The organism is Rhodococcus zopfii NBRC 100606 = JCM 9919 (assembly GCF_001895025.1).
Classification (GTDB): Bacteria; Actinomycetota; Actinomycetes; order Mycobacteriales; family Mycobacteriaceae; genus Rhodococcus; species Rhodococcus zopfii.
The window spans coordinates 26176-43559 of sequence record NZ_BCXI01000027.1 but is presented as its reverse complement, the minus strand read 5'-3'; the positions used below and the strand labels follow the sequence as shown (position 1 = coordinate 43559).

The following is a 17384-nucleotide window of genomic DNA, read 5'->3' as shown; positions in this document are numbered from 1 at the left end:
TGACGTGGGCCGCCGCTTAGACTGTTCGGGTGTCGCAAACCCAGCAGTCCAGGCCGGTCCTCGTCATCGACTTCGGAGCCCAGTACGCGCAGCTGATCGCTCGCCGCGTCCGGGAAGCGAAGGTCTACTCGGAGGTCGTGCCGCACACGGCGACCGTCGAGGAGATCGCCGCCAAGGAACCGCTCGCGGTGGTGCTGTCCGGCGGCCCGTCCAGCGTGTACGAGGACGGAGCTCCCCGGCTCGACCCGAAGTTGTTCGACCTGGGGGTGCCGGTATTCGGCATCTGCTACGGCTTCCAGGCGATGGCCCAGGCGCTCGGCGGCACGGTCGCGCACACCGGCAGCCGTGAGTACGGCCGCACCGAGATGTCGGTGAACGGTGGTGTCCTGCACGAGGGGCTGCCCGCGACGCAGCCCGTGTGGATGAGTCACGGTGACGGCGTGACCGCCGCGCCGGACGGCTTCGAGGTCACGGCGTCCAGCGCCGGCGCGCCGGTCGCGGCGTTCGAGGACCGGGCTCGCCGCCTCGCCGGCGTCCAGTACCACCCGGAGGTCCTGCACTCGCCGCACGGCCAGCAGGTACTCAGCCGCTTCCTGCACGAGATCGCCGGCATCCCCGGTGCGTGGACGGCCGCGAACATCGCCGATTCCCTCATTGCGCAGGTTCGCGAACAGGTCGGCGACGGCAAGGCCATCTGCGGCCTGTCCGGCGGTGTCGACTCCGCCGTCGCGGCCGCGCTCGTCCAGCGCGCGATCGGCGACCGCCTCACCTGTGTGTTCGTCGATCACGGCCTGATGCGTGCCGGTGAGCGCGAGCAGGTCGAGAAGGACTTCGTCGCTGCGACCGGTGCCCGGCTGGTCACGGTCGACGCCGCCGAGACGTTCCTGCGCGAACTGGCGGGGGTGTCCGACCCGGAGACCAAGCGCAAGATCATCGGTCGCGAGTTCATCCGCTCCTTCGAGGGCGCGGTCTCCGAGGTGCTCGGCGAGAGCGCCGCCCACGGCGAGACCGTCGACTTCCTCGTCCAGGGCACGCTGTACCCGGACGTCGTCGAATCCGGCGGTGGCACCGGCACCGCGAACATCAAGAGCCACCACAACGTCGGTGGCCTGCCCGAGGACCTGCAGTTCAAGCTGGTCGAACCGCTGCGCCTGCTGTTCAAGGACGAGGTCCGTGCGGTCGGTCGCGAACTGGGTCTGCCCGAGGAGATCGTCGGACGCCAACCGTTCCCCGGCCCGGGCCTGGGCATCCGGATCATCGGCGAGGTCACCCAGGAGCGCCTCGAGATCCTGCGTCACGCGGATTCGATTGCGCGCGAGGAACTCACGGCCGCCGGCCTCGACGGTCAGATCTGGCAGTGTCCGGTCGTGCTGCTCGCCGACGTCCGCAGCGTCGGTGTGCAGGGTGACGGCCGTACCTACGGTCACCCGATCGTGCTGCGCCCGGTCTCGAGCGAGGATGCGATGACCGCGGATTGGACACGCCTGCCGTACGAGACGCTCGAGCGTATCTCCACCCGCATCACCAACGAGGTTGCGGACGTCAACCGCGTCGTTCTCGACGTGACCAGCAAGCCGCCGGGAACGATCGAGTGGGAGTGATCCTCCCGTAGTCGCGACTGTGCCCCTCGGATCGAAGGATCTCTCCTTCGAAATCCGAGGGGCACAGTGCTTTTCAGTCCTTCCGGCAGGACCGTTTACCGGGTGCGAACAGGAGTGCCGCGCCGACCGCCACGGCGACGGCCACGAACACCCACCGGAACTCGACGTTCGCGAGCGGGTCCAGGGAGAACGGGCCGATGAGCGCCCATCCGCTGACCGCCAGCGCAGCGATCGCGGCCAGCAGCAGCAGGATCGACGGGCCCCGCCGGCGCGACCGGGCCGCGTCGGTTTCGTCGGGTCCGGATCCGGTGTAGTCGGTGTCGAAGTCAGCCACGGTGCACCTCCGAGTTTCCGAAAGCAGTGTCGATGTCGAGGGTCAGGACGGGACCGCCGCGGCCGTCGGCGCCACCGTCGAAGCCCTGGGCGGCACACGGCGAGGACGCACGTTCGGTGCAGGTGATCTCGACGTCCAGATTCTGCGGCAGGAGGATCTGGGCATTGCCGAAGCGGTTCTCGACTGCGACGGTGCGATTCTCGGTGAGGGTGAGACCGCGCAGATCGAGTTGGAGCTCGCCCATCTGGACCGCGTACTCGGACTGCAGTTCGCCGGTCGTGCGTGGGGCATGCTGTTGCTGGCCCCACCGTGAGGTGTCGATGGGGCCGACCAGCGAGGCCAGCACCACGAACCCGATGAGCGGACCGGTCACCACCAGCAGGCCGTGACCGCGGTGCAGGAACGCACCGAGCAACAGTCCCAGCCCGATGACCGCGAGAGCGATCGCCCCGATCCGGGCCGGCGTCAGCCATTCCACACCGGTAGCGGCGGCGACCGCCGCGGCCGCGGCGGCGGCGAGCACCGCCAGGCCCAGGATCGTCGTCGTCAGCCGTGAGCGCGGCTGCTTCTGCTCCAGCGCGGGGGTCCGGGCCGGAGCCGGTTCGGGAAGATCCCATGCGAACGGCGCAACACCCAGCGGGTCCCAGGACGGAGGCGTCGCCGTCGCGCCGAACGGATCGGACGCGGGTCGTGCCGCGTCGGTGGGCGACGACGCGAGTGGGGGCGACCCGTCCGCCGGCACGGCGTCGGCGGGTGCCGCCGGCTCGCCGGGGGCCGTGCCGGTGGCGTCGTTCTTGACCCAGAAGTTCGGGTCGGTCGCCGCCGGTCCGGCGGGCGCGGTTGCCCCGGCAGCGTACGGTTCCTGCACGAACGGGGACTGCGTGAACTGTGTCGGAGCGTACGGCGCCTGCGGGAACGAGAAGTCGGGGAACGGATTCTGCTGGAAGGAAACCGACCCCGGCGCGGCCGGCAGCACCGGCGGCTCCGGTTTGCGCAGGTACAGCAGCCACAGACCCCCGAGCATCAGCAGCATGCTCAGGAATCCGGAACCACCGAGGCCGGAGCCCATCGGGCCGAGCGCACTCGCGGCCACGGCGAGCGCCACCAGCAGGACAATCACCTTGGTGTTCGAGTCGGCGCTGTGGCCGCGCCCGACGAGGGACTCGACGGGGGAGACCGGATCGCCGTAGCGGGCGAGCAGGACCCAGCACGCCAGATACAGGACGATGCCCGCGCCACCGAAGATGGTGGACACCACGAACGCCACCCGGATCAGCACCGGATCGACGCCGTACCGAACTCCGATGCCGGCACACACGCCGGCGACGTGGCCCTGATCTGGCAAGCGCACCGGACGGGTGCGCCACATGTCCGAAAGCTGCTCGTGAAAGCTGCGCGAGTTCATGGACTCATCCTGTCGCCCGCGCGCCGTCGACACATCAGGGGCGAACCCTGATCTTCCGAACCCGCGGCAGCCCCGCGGATCAGGGTCGATCCCCGATGCCGGGGTGCCGATCGCGTGCCAGTATCGGATATGTGCAGCCGGTAGCAAACCTTCCCGTGCCCGTCCCCCGACTCGAACGCCGCGTCGGGGGCCGTGTCGTGGGCGGTGTGGCCGGCGGTCTCGCCGACCACCTCGACGTGGACGTGATGAAGGTGCGGGTTGCGTTCACGGTGCTCGCCGCGCTCGGGGTCGGCATCGTCGCATACGGCCTGCTGTGGGCGTTCGTGGCGCAGGGCTCCGACACCGAGCGACCATCGCCGACCGAGCGCCGCCGGGCGCTGGGCCTGGCGGTCATCGGGCTGGGACTGGCCGCCGGGTTGTCGTGGCTGCTGAACGGGGGCGCGGCATCGGTGATCGCGCCGGTCGTCGTGGTCGCGGTGGGCGCTGCCCTGGTGTGGCGTGAGTTCGACGTCGACGGGCCGCGGTCGGTCCTGGGGTTGCCGGCCAGACCCACCGTCCTGACGTGGGCGCGGGTCCTCGGCGGCCTGACCCTCATCGTCACCGGTCTCGGTGTGGTGATCCTCGCCCAGGTCGATGTCGCTGCGTTGCGGTCGTCGTTGCTCGCGGTGGTGGTGACCCTCCTCGGGGCCGGGCTGCTGTCGGTGCCGCTGTGGGTTCGCATGTGGCGGGCGCTCGAGCAGGAACGCGCAGCCCGCGTCCGCAACGAGGAACGTGAGGAGATCGCGTCGCATCTGCACGATTCGGTGCTGCAGACGCTGGCGCTGATCCAGAAGCAGGCCGGCGATTCGCAGGAGGTGGTGCGGCTGGCCCGCAGCCAGGAACGGGAGCTGCGGCGCTGGCTGTTCGGCGGTGGGGAGAGCCCTCGCACCAGCCTCGCCGAGGCGTTGCGCACCATCGCCGGTGAGGTCGAGGACCAGCACGGAGTGTCCGTCACGCCGGTCATCGTCGGTGACGTCGCGCCCGGTGACGACGACGACCTGCCCGCGGAATCGTTCACCGCGGTGCTGGGGGCGACCCGCGAAGCGCTCGTCAACTCCGCCAAGCACGCCGGGGTGGACAGCGTCGACCTGTTCGCCGAGGCCGAGCCGGACGAGGTGAGCGTGTTCGTCCGCGACCGTGGAGTGGGCTTCGATCCGGACCTGGTTCCGGAGGACCGGCAGGGGTTGGCCAAGTCGATCCGGGCGCGGATCGAGCGGCGTGGCGGCCGGGTGGTGGTGAAGTCGGAGCTCGGGAAGGGCACCGAAATCCGGATACATATGCCTCGCGGTGGTTCGGCGCCGGCGACGGACCCGCACCTAGAGTGGCAGGCGACCGAATCCCAACCCGAGGAGCACACCCAGTGACGTCGCCCGTCGCCCCCGCTGCACAGTCCTTCCGTGTCTTTCTGGTCGACGACCACGCCGTGTTCCGGTCCGGTGTGCGCACCGAACTGGGGCACGAGGCGGACATGGAGATCGTGGGGGAGGCCGGCGGGGTCGCCGAAGCGGTCGCGGGGATCGACGCCTCCCGTCCCGACGTGGTGTTGCTCGACGTGCACATGCCCGACGGTGGGGGAGTCGCCGTGCTCGGCCGCATCGCGCCCGGGCCCGTGTGCCTGGCGTTGAGCGTGTCCGACGCGGCGGAGGACGTGATCGCGGTGATCCGTGCCGGCGCGCGCGGATACGTCACCAAGACGATCTCGGGTACCGAGCTGGCGGACGCGGTCCGGCGGGTGGCCGGTGGTGACGCGGTGTTCAGCCCCCGACTGGCGGGATTCGTGCTGGATTCGTTCACCGGACGGTCCAGCGTGCCGGAGCCGCCGCTGGATCCCGAACTCGATTCGCTGACCCCGCGCGAACTCGAGGTGCTGCGGCTGCTCGCGCGCGGGTACACCTATCGGGAGATCGCCGAGGAACTGGTGATCTCGGTCAAGACCGTGGAGAGCCACGCCTCGAACGTGCTGCGCAAGACGCAGCAGTCGAACCGGAACGCGCTGACCCGCTGGGCGCACCGTCGCCGGATCGACTGAGCGCCCGGTTGTTCAGACGATCACGGCGATGATCAGTGCCACCACGAGTGCGAGCACAACCAGCGCGACCATCGCCGCCATCGCCAGCGGCGCGTATGCGACGAGCCGTTCCGTGGGATCCTGCGGCACGGGGCCACGCGGGAGCAGCTTGTCCATGAGGTCCGCCGGCCGGGGAAGCCCACGCGACGCCGTCGCCCGCGAAGGTGCGGGCCGGTCGACGATCGAGCCGCGCGGCCGGGGCCCGGCGATGGGTGTGGACCGCTGCGCCCACCGGGGAATCGAACCGTCCTCGGACAGGATCGGACGCCCGCGCAGCAGTGCGGGATCCATGCCCGGACCGAGGGCGACGGCGGCGAGCCGGTCGCGGGCCTGCGCCATCGTCGGGCGGCGGGCCGGGTCGGGTTCGAGCATGGCGAGCAGGACGTCGGTGAGGGGGCCGGTTCGGGTCGGAGGGATGATCTCGGCGCGTGCGACGCGGTGCAGCAGTGCGATCGAGTCGGCCTCGTAACCGAACGGGGGCTGGCCCTCGATGGTCGTGTAGAGGGTCGCGCCGAGGGAGAACACGTCGCTGGCCTCGGTGGGGTCGTTGCCGCGCGCCACTTCGGGCGCGAAGTACGCGGGGGTACCGGCGATCACACCGGAGTGATCGGAGTCGCCCTTCGCCAGGGCGATGCCGAAGTCGCTGATCTTCACGATGCCGAGTTCGTGGCCGCGTTCGGCGACGAGGATGTTGCCGGGCTTGATGTCCCGGTGCACGATGCCCACGGCGTGCGCGGCGGCCAGAGCGTCGGCGACGTCCGCCCCGATCTGCGCGACCTCGTACGGAGGCAGTGTCTCGACGGCGTTCAACACCTGGGCGATGCTGCGGGACGGCAGATACTCCATGACCAGCCACGGCTCGCCCGCGTCGAGGGCCACGTCGTACATTCCGATGGCGTGCTCGTGCGTGAGCTGCGCGGCGATCCGTCCTTCGCGCAGTGTGCGGCGCCGGACCTCGTCGGCGGCCTCGGGGTGCAGGTCCGCTGTGGAGACGACCTGTTTGACGGCGACGTCGCGGCCGAGCCGGGTGTCGTGGGCGAGCCACACAGCACCCATCCCGCCGCCGCCGAGCTTGGAATCGAGCCGGTAGCGTCCGGCCACCAGGTGATCCGGGCCTACGACCCTCCCCACTCGCTCCTGTTTCGCCACCTTCACGAGAGTAGTGGATGCGCGGGGACTTCCTCGCTTGACGACCCACCCCAAGATCGGGTCTACTGAAAAGGTTCGAAAATATGTTCGACAGTTGTGACTGAACCGCGTCTTCCCCGTGGTGTCGGTGGGTCGTGTGCGCACGACCGGCAGATGACGAAGGGGTGCATGTGGGTGAGCTCGCCGAGTTCCCGCTCGACGGTGCGGAAAGACTGTCCCGGCAGGAGCGGCTCGAGTCGCTGCGCCGACGGATGGCCGCGATACCCGCGCGCGGGGAGGCGGAACGCGTCGTTGCTCCCGTCGCCGTACCCGCCGACCGATTGCTGCCGGTCCCGGAACCGCTCGCCGAGGTGCTGCCCCAGGGTGGCCTCGTCCGCGGTTCCGTCGTATCCGTCTCGGGGGCAACGTCGTTGCTGATCGGGATTCTCGCCTCGGCGACCGCTGCGGGAGGGCACGCCGCCGTGATCGGCCACCGTCGGCTGAGTCTGCTCGCCGCCGCGGAAATGGGAGCGCAGCTGCAGCGGGTCGCCGTGATTCCCGATCCCGGCCCCGATCCGGTGGAGATCGCGGCGGTCCTGCTCGACGGCATGGACCTGGTGATCCTCGGTCTCGGCGGGATCGCGGTGCCGCCGTCGCGGACCCGGGCCGTGGCCGCCCGCGCCCGCAGCAAGGGGGCGGTGCTGGTCGTCGTCGACGGCCGGTGGGACGGGGCGCAGGTTCGACTCGACGCGCAGGTCAGCGGCTACGAGGGGCTCGAGGTGGGCCGTGGCCGGTTGTGCGGCACCCGGCTGTCGGTGCGGGCCCAGGGGCGGGCGTTCCCGGCGCGGACCACCCGGATGGATGTGTGTGCCACTCGCACCCGGATCGAATGGATGCACGCGGATCGCGGCGACTCGTCGCGCCGGCCGGACCGCCCGGTGGCATTGTGAGCACCCGCGAACCGGCGCGGGTGCTGGCCCTGTGGTGTCCGGACTGGCCCGCGGTCGCCGCGGCCGCGGCGGCGGACCTGCCCGCGACGGAACCGGTCGCGGTGATGTCGGCGAACCGGGTGCTCGCGTGCTCGGCGACCGCCCGCGCGGCCGGCGTGCGCCGCGGTCTGCGGCGCCGCGAAGCTCAGGGGAGATGCCCGGAGCTATGTGTGCTGCAGTCGGATCCGAGTCGCGATGCGCGACTGTTCGAACCGGTGGTGGAGGCGGTCGACGCGACCGCGCCCGGTGTCGAGGTGCTCCGCCCGGGCCTGGTGGTGCTCGCCGCCCGCGGCGTCGTCCGCTGGTTCGGTTCGGAGGAGGCCGCCGGGGAACGATTGGTCGACGAGGTCGCCGCTCTCGGGGTCGAATGTCAGGTGGGGGTCGCCGACGAACTGTCCACCGCGGTGCTCGCGGCGCGCCACGGGACATTGGTACCCCCGGGGAAGGGAGCAGAATTCCTTGCTCCGCTGCCGATTTCCGAGTTGTCTGTCGAACCGTCCCTGGCGGCACCGGAACGCGAGGAACTGGTCGATCTGCTGCGTCGTCTCGGGTTGCGCACGATCGGAGCCTTCGCCGCACTGCCGGCCGGGGACGTCGCTTCCCGTTTCGGGACCGACGCGGTCGCGGCACACCGCACCGCGCGGGGACATCCGGAGCGGCCCCCGTCCGGTCGGGAGTTGCCCCCGGACCTGACCGTCGAACAGCGCTGCGATCCGCCGCTGGACCGGGTCGACGCGGCCGCGTTCGCCGGCCGCGCCCTCGCCGAACTGCTGCACGTGCGCCTCGCGGCGGCCGGGGTCGCGTGTACCCGGCTGCTGGTGGCGGCGCGCACCGGCAACGGCGAGGAGCTGGCCCGGACCTGGCGTTGCGCCGAGCCGCTGACCCCCGACGGCACCGCCGACCGGGTGCGCTGGCAACTCGACGGCTGGCTCACCGGGCGGAGCAGGGACCGGCCCGCGGTGGACCTCGATACCGGCATCGAGCTGCTGCGACTGGACCCGGTGGAGGTGGTGTCGGCCGGTGCGCTGCAACCGGGGTTGTGGGGCGGCGTCGGCGACGAGGACGAACGGGCCCGCCGCGCGCTGGTGCGGGTGCAGGGCCTGCTCGGCGGTGAAGCCGTGCTGATGGGGGTGCTCAGCGGCGGTCGCGGCCCGGCCGAACGGATCACCCTGGTTCCGGTCGGAGACGAACAGGTTCCCGCGTCGGACCCGGAGGCGCCGTGGCCGGGCCGGCTCCCGCCCCCCGCCCCGGCGATGGTGCTGACCGCCCCTCCGTCGATCTCGCTGCTCGACGACGCGGGAGACGCGGTCACGGTGACCGAGCGAGGGCTGCTGAACGAGGCGCCGGCGCATCTACGGTGGGGAAGCCGGGGATGGCCGGTGGTGGGCTGGGCCGGTCCGTGGCCGGTCGACGAATACTGGTGGGATCCGGCCGCGGCCCGGACGGTGGCGCGACTGCAGGTGCTGCTCGACGGGTCGCGGGCGCTGCTGGTGATCCACACGTCGGACGGCTGGAAGGTGGAGGGGGTCTACGACTGAGTAGGCTCGGTATCCGTGGAAACCGTGTTGACAGCCGAGCCGAACGGTGTGGCGATCGCCTACCGCGACTCGGCGGGGCGCGCCCGCACCCACCCCGTGCCGGTAGTGCTGGTGCACGGCATGGGCGGCGACAGCCGCACCTGGGACCGATTCGCACGCAGTCTCGTCGCCGCCGGACGACGGGTCGTCGCGGTCGACCTGCGCGGACACGGACGCAGCGCCCGGGCCGGGTCGTACCGGTTCGGCGAGTTCGCCGCCGACATCACGGGTTTGTGCGACCACCTGAACTTCGACACCGTCGACCTGGTCGGTCACTCGCTCGGCGGCCGGACCGGTTCGCTCATCGCGCAGGACCGCCCGGACCTGGTGCGCCGTCTCGTGCTCGAGGAGTCGCCGCTGCCGCTGCGCACCGGCGATCCGATCCCCGTGCTCGCGTCCCGCCGGCCCACCGTCGCGGAGCTGTGGCACGCCACCAGCAGTCTGGTGCGGAACCCGCGCGCGGCGATCGCGTTCGACCGGACCATGACCGCCTCGGCCATCGAACAGTTCCACACCCCGGATCAGCGGTGGTGGCAGCGACTGCCGGACACCGCCGCGCCGACCCTGTTCCTGCGCGGTGTGCGGCCCGGCAGCCTGGTCGATCCGCGGCTGCTCGCCGAGGCCGCTGCGGCGCTACCGAGCTGCGCTGTCCGCGACATCGCGTGCGGGCACAGCATCCACCGGGACCGCTTTCGCGATTTCGAGGCGGCTGTGCTGCCGTTCCTCATGGGCTGACCGTGCGGATCGCGACCTTCAACATCAACGGCATCCGCGCGGCGCAGCGGCGCGGATTCGAGGACTGGCTGCGCGAACGTGACCCCGACGTGGTCGCGTTGCAGGAGGTCCGCGCCCCGGCCGCCGCGATTCCGTCCGGCGTGTTCGGCAAGTACCACTTCACCTACGACGAGGGCACCCTCGCCGGCCGCAACGGTGTCGGCGTCCTGACCGCGCAACCGCCCGCCGCGGTGCGCACCTGGAGCGGGACCGCGTTGCTGCGCGCACCCGGTGAGGAACACGCCGATCGGCTCGACCTGGATCCGGTGACGCTGGCGCGTGGCCTGGGGGAGTTCGCCGGCCAGGGCCGGTACATCGAGGTCGATCTGGCCGAGGCGCCGCTCACCGTCGCGTCGCTGTATCTGCCGAAAGGCGGCCTCCCGGCGCACCTGCAGAAGCCGGGCCGCATGCGGGAGGCACCGGACGGCGGCGCCCGGTACGACCGCAAGATGCGGTTCCTCGCCGCGTTCGCGCGGCAGTTGACGCGGTCGCGGCGTGCGGCGCGTGCGCAGGGCCGGGAACTGCTGTTGATGGGCGACCTCAACATCGCGCACACCCGCTACGACGTGCGGAACTGGCGGCGCAGCAACCAGGCCGAGGGATTCCTGCCGGAGGAACGCGCGTGGTTCGATTCGCTGCTCTCGCCGCGCACCCTCGTCGAAGTCGTCCGCAGCCGGTACCCGGGCGTCGACGGCCCGTATTCGTGGTGGTCGTGGATGGGGGAGTCGTTCACCAACGATGTCGGATGGCGGATCGACTACCACCTCGCCACTCCGGGCCTGGCGCGCACCGCGACCGTCGCAGGCACGGACCGGGAACCGTCGGCGGATCGCAGGATGAGCGATCACGCGCCGGTGGTCGTCGACTACGACGTCTGACGCTACCCGCAGTCGCCTGCGAGGCGGACATCCGCGCGCCGCCGGCGGTAGTTGTCAACGTGTCTGAGACCCGTCACAGCGTGCGCTGAAGGAAATCGCGGGCAAGAGCCGCGATCTCATGCCGGTGGGTCTCGAGCGCGAAGTGGCCGGCGTCGAGGAGATGGATCTCGGCGTCAGGCAGATCGCGTCGGAATGCCTGCGCTCCGGCAGGCCCGAAGATCTCGTCGTTCCGCCCCCAGGCGACCAGGGTCGGAGGCTGCCACTGCCGGAAGTACTCCTGAAAGGCCGGGTAGGCCTCGAGATTGAACTGGTAGTCCCAGAACAGTTGGAGTTGGATCTCCTTGTTGCCCGGCCGGTCCAGACCGGCCTGATCCAGCAGCCAGGTCTCGGGGGCGAGTCGGCCTACGCGGTCGTCGGGCACGCCGTGGGTGTATTGCCAGTGCGTCGCTGCCGGCTCGAGCAGCTCGCGCACAGCCGACTCGTGCGTCTTTCGATCTGCGGCGTGGGCAAACAAGACCTCCCAGAACGGTGTAAACCCCTCCGTGTACGCGTTACCACTCTGAGTGATCAGCGCGGTCACGCGTTCCGGCTTCCGGGTCGCGATCCGAAGCCCGATCGGTGCGCCGTAGTCGTGGATATAGAGCGCGTACCGCTCGAGCGACAACTCTTCCAGCAGTGTCCACGTGATCTCGGCCAGTCGGTCGAAGCTGTAGTCGAAGTCGTCGACGGACGGCATCGCAGAGCTACCGAAACCGATGTGATCGGGGGCGATCAGGTGGAAGTCGTCCGCAAGATCGGCCATGAGACCTCTGAACATGTGAGAACTGGTCGGAAACCCGTGCAGCAGGACCAGTGTCGGATTCGACCGGTCGCCGGCCTCTCGATAGAAGACGTCGAGTCCGTCGATCGAGACGGTGTGATGAGTAAAGATCGGAGCGAACATTTGTACACCTCCATCGACATGGAGAACGATCGTTCCCCCGAGTGGAGAACGATCGTTCTCCGCCCGTGTGAGGTACTGTAGAGAACGATGGTTCTCTCCGCAAGTGGAAGGTTGAAATGAACGCCGATCTCGCCGAGACGCGACTGCTGGACGTGGCCGAGCAGTTGTTCAACGACCACGGCATTCAAGCCGTCGGCATCGACGCGATCCGCACCCAGGCGGGGATTTCCCTCAAACGCCTCTACCAGTTGTATCCATCCAAGGACAGCCTCGTTCACGCCGTACTCACCAGGCGTGATCGGAATGTTCTCGCCGACGTCCGTCGCCACGTCGAAGCCCGCACCGACCCACGCCGCAGGGTTCTCGCCGTGTTCGACTATCTCGAAGTCTGGTTCGGAGACAGCAGCTTTCGCGGATGCACTTTTATCAACACCTTCGGAGAACTCGGTGGCGAGTCCGAGGCGGTCGCCGAGATCGCACGACACCACAAAAGGGCCTTCCGCGACTATCTCCGAGAACTCGCGCAGGCTGCAGGGGCCCCAGCGGAGCTGGGAGATCAGCTCGCGATCCTGGCCAACGGGGCGATGGCCTCGGCCCCCATCTGCGGTGGCGACGTAGCGCAGCAGGCGCGCCGCGTCGCAGAGATTCTCCTCGACGCAGCAACCGCGCCCGGAAATTGAGCACCTCCCTCGAGCTTCGCTGACGATCCACCACCCGACCCGAGGGTGTCGCGACGACCGCTCGAACCTGTATGCCGCGAAGAGGCGGGATTCGGCAGCTGCCGCGAATTCGGTAACGCCGGAGTTGATTTCGGCTAAAGCGGGTAACGGTCGGCAGCCGCGGCGTGGCGGTCATGCGCGCGCAGCCGGACATCCGCGGCTGTCGTCGGGTCGCGCGGATGTCGACGGCAGCATCGAGCAACGGCCGCGCCCCGAGCGACTCCCGCGCAGTGCCTGATCTTCGAGGCCGCCGACGTCGAATGATCCACCCGGAGGCGCTGCGCAGTCGGTAGCATCGTCCGCATGGCTCTCACCGGATCGGATCGTCGCCTCCTCGGCTCAGCTGCGGTGTTCGTGGTTTCCCAGGCCAACATCGCCCGCGTCCTCGGGTCCACGGCTCCGACCGTGGGCACGATCCAGACCACGTTCTCGGCTGACAAGTACCGGAAGATCCTCGACAATCTCGGCCCCGACGATCTGCGGCGCTATCGGCAGCACTACTACTGGGACATGGTGCACCCCTTGACCTTTGCGATTGCCTTGCGTGCCGGTGCGCGCTCGCTGGCCGAGCATCATCCGCTGTCGCCCACTACCCGCCGCATCCTCGCCGCGGCACCGGCGATCGCCGCCGCGGGCGACTACGTGGAGAACATCGCCGGTCTGTATCTGCTCGACCACCGCGACCGCATCGACCACACCACCGTCCGCGCCGCATCCACGATCAGCATCACCAAATGGGTACTGGCGCTCGGCTGCTCCGCCTATCTGTTCCAAGGGTTCGTGCGCGTATGGACGCGCGCCGGCGTCCGGCGGCTGCGCGGCGCCGAGGATTGATCGCGTGCCCACGCCGGAACTGCCTGTCGAGTACTTCCCGGACCGCGACGCCCTGGATGCCTGGTTGCGCATCCACCATGGCAACTCGGACGGAATCTGGGTCAAGCTCGCCAAGAAGGCGTCGCCGCAGACCTCGGTGACGTACGACGAACTCGTCGGTGAGCTGTTGCGATACGGCTGGATCGACAGCCAGGCCCGCAGTTTCGACGCCGACTTCTCACTGCAGCGCATCACCCCGCGGCGGGCTCGCAGCCCGTGGTCGCAGCGCAACCGGGAACGCGCCGAACGGCTCGAGGCCGAAGGCCGGCTCGAGCCGGCCGGGCTGGCCGAGATCGAGCGGGCCCGCGCCGACGGCCGCTGGGACCGTGCCTACGCCGGGCAGAGCACGGCACAGGTGCCGCAGGACTTCCTCGACGCGCTCGCGCAGAACCCGGACGCGGAGGCGTTCTACGCGACTCTCGACGGCCGCAACCGATTCGCGATCGTCTATCGACTGCAGGACGCGAAGCGGCCAGAGACCCGTGCGCGCCGGATCGAGAAGTTCGTCCGGCAGCTCGCCGAGGGCCGACGCTTCCACGAGTAACCGAACCGGCGACAATGACCGGGTGACGATCGCCGCCCCCATCTGCTCTGCGCTGTCCGTCCCCGAGGAGCCGCTGCCCGGCACCGCCGCCACGGCACCGGGGTACGTGTGCCTCGAGGTCCCCTCCGGGTGGGGTCGGGACGTGCTCGACGGCACCGCCCTCGGAACCGAGCTCGCCACCGAACTGTCCGCCCGCGCCGACGCGGCGGGGGTGCGGATCCTGTTCATCCGCCGCCCCGGACGCGACGTGGCGCGCCCGGCCCACACCGTGCTGATCGCCCGCACCGAACCCGGAAACACATGGTGCGAACGCCTCGAGGTCGCCGAACCTGCCGAGCTGCTCGACGTGGTGCCGCGGGTCGTCGCCGGCCCGGCGCCCGGGCTGGGCGCCGCGGTGACCGACCCGGTCGTGCTGGTGTGCGCGCACGGCAAGCGCGACCAGTGCTGCGCGGTACAGGGCCGGCCGATCGCGGCCGCCCTCGGGAAGCAGTTCGGCGACGCGGTGTGGGAGTGCTCGCACACCGGCGGGCACCGCTTCGCGCCGTCGATGATCCTGCTGCCCACCGGCTACACCTACGGACGCCTCGACGCCGCGCGCAGCGCCGACGCCGTGCGTGCCGCGGCCGAGGACCAGGTGTACCTGCCGGGACTGCGCGGACGCAGCACGTGGGCCGCGGCCGGTCAGGTCGCGGAGATCGCGGTGCGCGAACTCGGTGCCGCCACCGCCACCGCCACCAGCACTGACGTCGATGCCGTCACCGTCGACGAAGCAGCCGGGCCGATCGTGCGTCACCGCGACGGCCGCGCCTGGCGCGTCGACGTCGGGGTGCGCGAACTGCCGCCGCGACCGGCGAGCTGCGGTGCGGCACCGAAGCCGGTGCGCCCGATCGTCGCAGAGAAGGTCACCGCGCTGTAGTGAGTGAGTTCCCCGATTTCCCGACGTGGATTCGAAGCCGCGCGGTCTTGGCGGGTTTGCCTCGGTGGCGCTCAGCGCGCAGATCGTGTGGACCGCGCAAATCGTGTGGGCAAGGGGCAACCATGACGACCGCGCCACCATCAGGAAACTCCTGCTCGACCCAGCTGCCGTCCACCCGGCCCAATAGTTCAACAGCCTGATAGTTCAACAGACTGCGGACCATCCTTGCCGACCACCGGGGCGGTACACCGCGCCCGCGACCTTCGCGGGCATCCCTGTCTTGGTGGCATCGCCGACCTGCTCCACCCAGGACCTCAACGTTCCGGTCGGGTGCCAGCGTGGCCACGACGGTGCCCAGGGCTTCAACCTCGTGCACGTCTACCCGGACATCGTCCACTCCGTGATGCCGACCGGCAGCTACATCGCCACCGGCCGGCCGTCCACCGCGGAGGATGCGGCGCAGCCTCTCGCCGAGGCCGGAATCCGCATTCCCGAGCGAACTCGGACGTCACCGTCCGCGTCCAGGCCCTCGCCGCACGAGCTCGGTCGTCGGTACCGGCGTCGCCGGCCTACTCGGCGGGCGCCAGCACGATGTCGAAATCGACGCTCGCCCAGCTACGCCCCGCGAGGTCGTGCCCGTCCGGCGGCGGCTCCTGGGCCGAGTGCTGGACGAAGTCCTTGACGAGCGAGTCCGCGACTCCGAACACGCTGTCTCGGTCGAGGTAGTCGCAGCCATCGACGAAGATGTGGGTGACGAGTGTTCGAAGTCCCGGCGCGGACACCATGAAGTGCAGGTGGGACGCGCGTATCGGTGACCGCCCGGCAGCTTCGAGCAGCCGCCCGACCGGACCGTCGTGCGGAATCGGATAGGGGGTGGGGGTCAGTCCCCAGAAGCTGTACCGGCCGTTGTCGCCGGTGAACAAGTGAGCGCGAGCCGCGACGCGGTCGTCGCGGTACTGCACGTCGTACAGTCCATCCTCATCGGCCTCCCACACCTCGATGCGCGCCCCCGGCACAGGCCGGCCGGTGAGGTCGCGGACGGTGCCCTGCACTCGGCACGGTTGGCCCTTCGCGCCGAACGTCAGGTCGCCGCCCGACTCGATGCGCGGTGACCCGTCGACGAAGAACGGCCCGAACACGGTCGACGCGGTGGCGTCGCCGACGGCCTCGTTGCCGACGGCGACGGTCTGCATCGACACCCCGAGGACGTCCGACAGGAGGACAAACTCCTGGCGTTTGTCGTCAGTGACGTGTCCGCACTCGGTGAGGAAGGCGATCGCGGTACTCCATTCCTGTTCGGTGAGCCGAATCTCGCGAACGTACGCGTGCAGATGCCGGACGAGTGCCTGCATGAGCTGACGCAGGCGCGGCGACTCGGTGTCGTCGAACGACGCGACCACCCGGTCGACGAGGTCCTGCTCGCGTCGTGCCTGTTCTGGCGACACGGTGGGCGTCGGGTCGACCGAAACGGCGGGTGGGTGGAGCGGCTGGTGATCGGATGGGGTGTTCACGGAGTCCTCCGGGTCTGCCGACCCGACCACGCCGCGTACAGCAGCTCGGTCAGGTTCTGCGGCGTGACGGGTGTGGGATTGGTGTCAGGAACGGCGGCAAGGCAGCGCTGCACCGCGTCGGGCAGGTCCGCCTCGCGCATCCCGAGCTCGGCGAGGGACGTCGGAGCGTTCAGGAGCCGCCGTAGTTCGTCGAGCGCATCGGAGGCCGCATCGGGATCCGTCGGGGTCGGGGACCCCAGCGCGCCGGCGAGGTGCCGGCCGAGCGGGCGGAGCGACGCGGCGTTGAAGGCCAGCACGTGGGGCAGCACGACGGCGTGGGTCTGCGCATGCGGCAGACCGTAAGCGCCACCGAGGACGTGGCAGATCTTGTGATGCATGCCCGCGCCGGCCGACGCGAACCCCACGGCAGCGAGGTACGCGCCGTACAGGCAGCGGTCGCGGCCGTCGAGACTGCCGGGGTCCGCGACAACCTCCGGCAGGCCGGTGGCGAGAGCACGGGCGCCCTCGAGGCAGAGCGCGGTATTGATCGGATCGGCGCGCGGTGCCCACAGCGAGTCGACGCAGTGGGCGAGCGCGTTCAGGCCGCTGGCGACGCTCAGATCGACCGGCAGGCCGACGGTCAGTTCGGAGTCGTAGACGACCGAGGTCGGCAGGACCGCGTTGTCGGCGCCGGTGGTCTTCACGCCGTTGTCGGTCAGCCCCCACACGTCGGTCGCTTCCGAGCCGGCGTAGGTGGTCGGCACGGCCACGATCGGTAGGGCGGTGGTCATCGCGACGGCCTTGGCCAGGCCGACGGCCGATCCCCCGCCGACACTGACGAGGGCGTCGGCGTCGGCGTCGATTGCGGCCCGGCGTGCTCGTCGCGCAACCTCGACGGGGACGTGCGGATGGACCTCCGACCAGCGGCGAACCACCGGCAGGTCCCCGACGATGCGGTCGGCGAGGGTGCCTTCCGCCGCCGATGCCACGAGCATGATCCGCGCGGCGCCGAGCCGGTCGATCTCGGCGGCGAGGTGACGGCGTGCGCCTCCGGCTTCGAACACCACGCGCTGCGGACGGGTTTCGTGGGTGAACGACAGTCCCAT

Annotated in this window: 17 protein-coding genes; 11 read left to right on the top strand and 6 right to left on the bottom strand. The window is 70.3% G+C overall.

What is annotated here, in order from left to right; genetic code table 11:
* Positions 1 to 29: 29 nt before the first annotated feature.
* Complete coding sequence (guaA, locus tag RZ1_RS17045; protein WP_072813694.1) at positions 30 to 1601, top strand: glutamine-hydrolyzing GMP synthase; 1572 nt, start codon at positions 30 to 32, stop codon at positions 1599 to 1601.
* Positions 1602 to 1674: 73 nt separating this feature from the next.
* Here guaA and RZ1_RS17040 read toward each other — a convergent pair whose 3' ends face one another.
* Both RZ1_RS17040 and RZ1_RS17035 read right to left on the bottom strand, forming a co-directional pair.
* Positions 1675 to 1935, bottom strand: coding sequence for a hypothetical protein (locus RZ1_RS17040; protein ID WP_072813693.1), 261 nt, complete (start codon positions 1933 to 1935; stop codon positions 1675 to 1677).
* Complete coding sequence (locus RZ1_RS17035) at positions 1928 to 3340, bottom strand: PspC domain-containing protein (RefSeq protein WP_072813692.1); 1413 nt, start codon at positions 3338 to 3340, stop codon at positions 1928 to 1930. The genes RZ1_RS17040 and RZ1_RS17035 overlap by 8 nt, the downstream gene beginning before the upstream one ends.
* 95 nt (positions 3341 to 3435) lie before the next feature.
* Between RZ1_RS17035 and RZ1_RS17030 the strand changes: the two genes are divergently transcribed.
* Both RZ1_RS17030 and RZ1_RS17025 read left to right on the top strand, forming a co-directional pair.
* Entirely contained in the window at positions 3436 to 4743 is a 1308-nt protein-coding gene (locus RZ1_RS17030) for an ATP-binding protein (protein ID WP_072813691.1), read from the top strand.
* A complete protein-coding gene (locus tag RZ1_RS17025; protein ID WP_072813690.1) occupies positions 4740 to 5408 on the top strand; it encodes a response regulator in 669 nt (222 codons plus the stop codon). The genes RZ1_RS17030 and RZ1_RS17025 overlap by 4 nt, the downstream gene beginning before the upstream one ends.
* Before the next feature lie 12 nt (positions 5409 to 5420).
* Here RZ1_RS17025 and RZ1_RS17020 read toward each other — a convergent pair whose 3' ends face one another.
* On the bottom strand, positions 5421 to 6596 hold the full coding sequence (locus RZ1_RS17020) for a serine/threonine-protein kinase (protein ID WP_072813757.1): 1176 nt from the start codon (positions 6594 to 6596) through the stop codon (positions 5421 to 5423).
* A 170-nt stretch (positions 6597 to 6766) separates the two neighbouring features.
* On the opposite strand from RZ1_RS17020, the gene imuA' reads away from it, so the two are divergent.
* Genes imuA' through RZ1_RS17000 form a run of 4 tightly spaced genes read left to right on the top strand, consistent with a single transcriptional unit; the run spans position 6767 to position 10793 of the window.
* Positions 6767 to 7525, top strand: a complete 759-nt coding sequence (gene imuA', locus RZ1_RS17015) for a DnaE2-dependent mutagenesis accessory factor ImuA' (RefSeq protein WP_072813689.1) — start codon at positions 6767 to 6769, stop codon at positions 7523 to 7525.
* Positions 7522 to 9102, top strand: a complete 1581-nt coding sequence (locus RZ1_RS17010; protein ID WP_072813756.1) for a Y-family DNA polymerase — start codon at positions 7522 to 7524, stop codon at positions 9100 to 9102. The genes imuA' and RZ1_RS17010 overlap by 4 nt, the downstream gene beginning before the upstream one ends.
* A gap of 15 nt (positions 9103 to 9117) precedes the next feature.
* Entirely contained in the window at positions 9118 to 9876 is a 759-nt protein-coding gene (locus tag RZ1_RS17005; RefSeq protein ID WP_072813688.1) for an alpha/beta fold hydrolase, read from the top strand.
* A 2-nt stretch (positions 9877 to 9878) separates the two neighbouring features.
* On the top strand, positions 9879 to 10793 hold the full coding sequence (locus tag RZ1_RS17000) for an exodeoxyribonuclease III (protein ID WP_072813687.1): 915 nt from the start codon (positions 9879 to 9881) through the stop codon (positions 10791 to 10793).
* A gap of 73 nt (positions 10794 to 10866) precedes the next feature.
* On the opposite strand, the gene RZ1_RS16995 is transcribed toward RZ1_RS17000, so the two are convergent.
* The gene (locus tag RZ1_RS16995) at positions 10867 to 11736 is read right to left on the bottom strand and encodes an alpha/beta fold hydrolase (RefSeq protein ID WP_072813686.1); all 870 of its coding nucleotides are present in this window, start codon (positions 11734 to 11736) and stop codon (positions 10867 to 10869) included.
* A gap of 116 nt (positions 11737 to 11852) precedes the next feature.
* On the opposite strand from RZ1_RS16995, the gene RZ1_RS16990 reads away from it, so the two are divergent.
* From RZ1_RS16990 to RZ1_RS16975, 4 genes are all read left to right on the top strand, one after another.
* Complete coding sequence (locus RZ1_RS16990; RefSeq protein WP_072813685.1) at positions 11853 to 12416, top strand: TetR/AcrR family transcriptional regulator; 564 nt, start codon at positions 11853 to 11855, stop codon at positions 12414 to 12416.
* Between the two features lie 342 nt (positions 12417 to 12758).
* On the top strand, positions 12759 to 13289 hold the full coding sequence (locus RZ1_RS16985) for a hypothetical protein (RefSeq protein ID WP_072813684.1): 531 nt from the start codon (positions 12759 to 12761) through the stop codon (positions 13287 to 13289).
* Positions 13290 to 13293: 4 nt separating this feature from the next.
* Entirely contained in the window at positions 13294 to 13872 is a 579-nt protein-coding gene (locus tag RZ1_RS16980) for a YdeI/OmpD-associated family protein (protein WP_072813683.1), read from the top strand.
* Positions 13873 to 13894: 22 nt separating this feature from the next.
* The gene (locus RZ1_RS16975) at positions 13895 to 14788 is read left to right on the top strand and encodes a ferredoxin family protein (RefSeq protein ID WP_238071889.1); all 894 of its coding nucleotides are present in this window, start codon (positions 13895 to 13897) and stop codon (positions 14786 to 14788) included.
* A 569-nt stretch (positions 14789 to 15357) separates the two neighbouring features.
* On the opposite strand, the gene RZ1_RS16965 is transcribed toward RZ1_RS16975, so the two are convergent.
* A complete protein-coding gene (locus tag RZ1_RS16965; protein ID WP_174565216.1) occupies positions 15358 to 16299 on the bottom strand; it encodes a hydroxyquinol 1,2-dioxygenase in 942 nt (313 codons plus the stop codon).
* On the bottom strand, positions 16296 to 17384 hold the full coding sequence (locus RZ1_RS16960; protein ID WP_072813682.1) for a maleylacetate reductase: 1089 nt from the start codon (positions 17382 to 17384) through the stop codon (positions 16296 to 16298). The genes RZ1_RS16965 and RZ1_RS16960 overlap by 4 nt, the downstream gene beginning before the upstream one ends.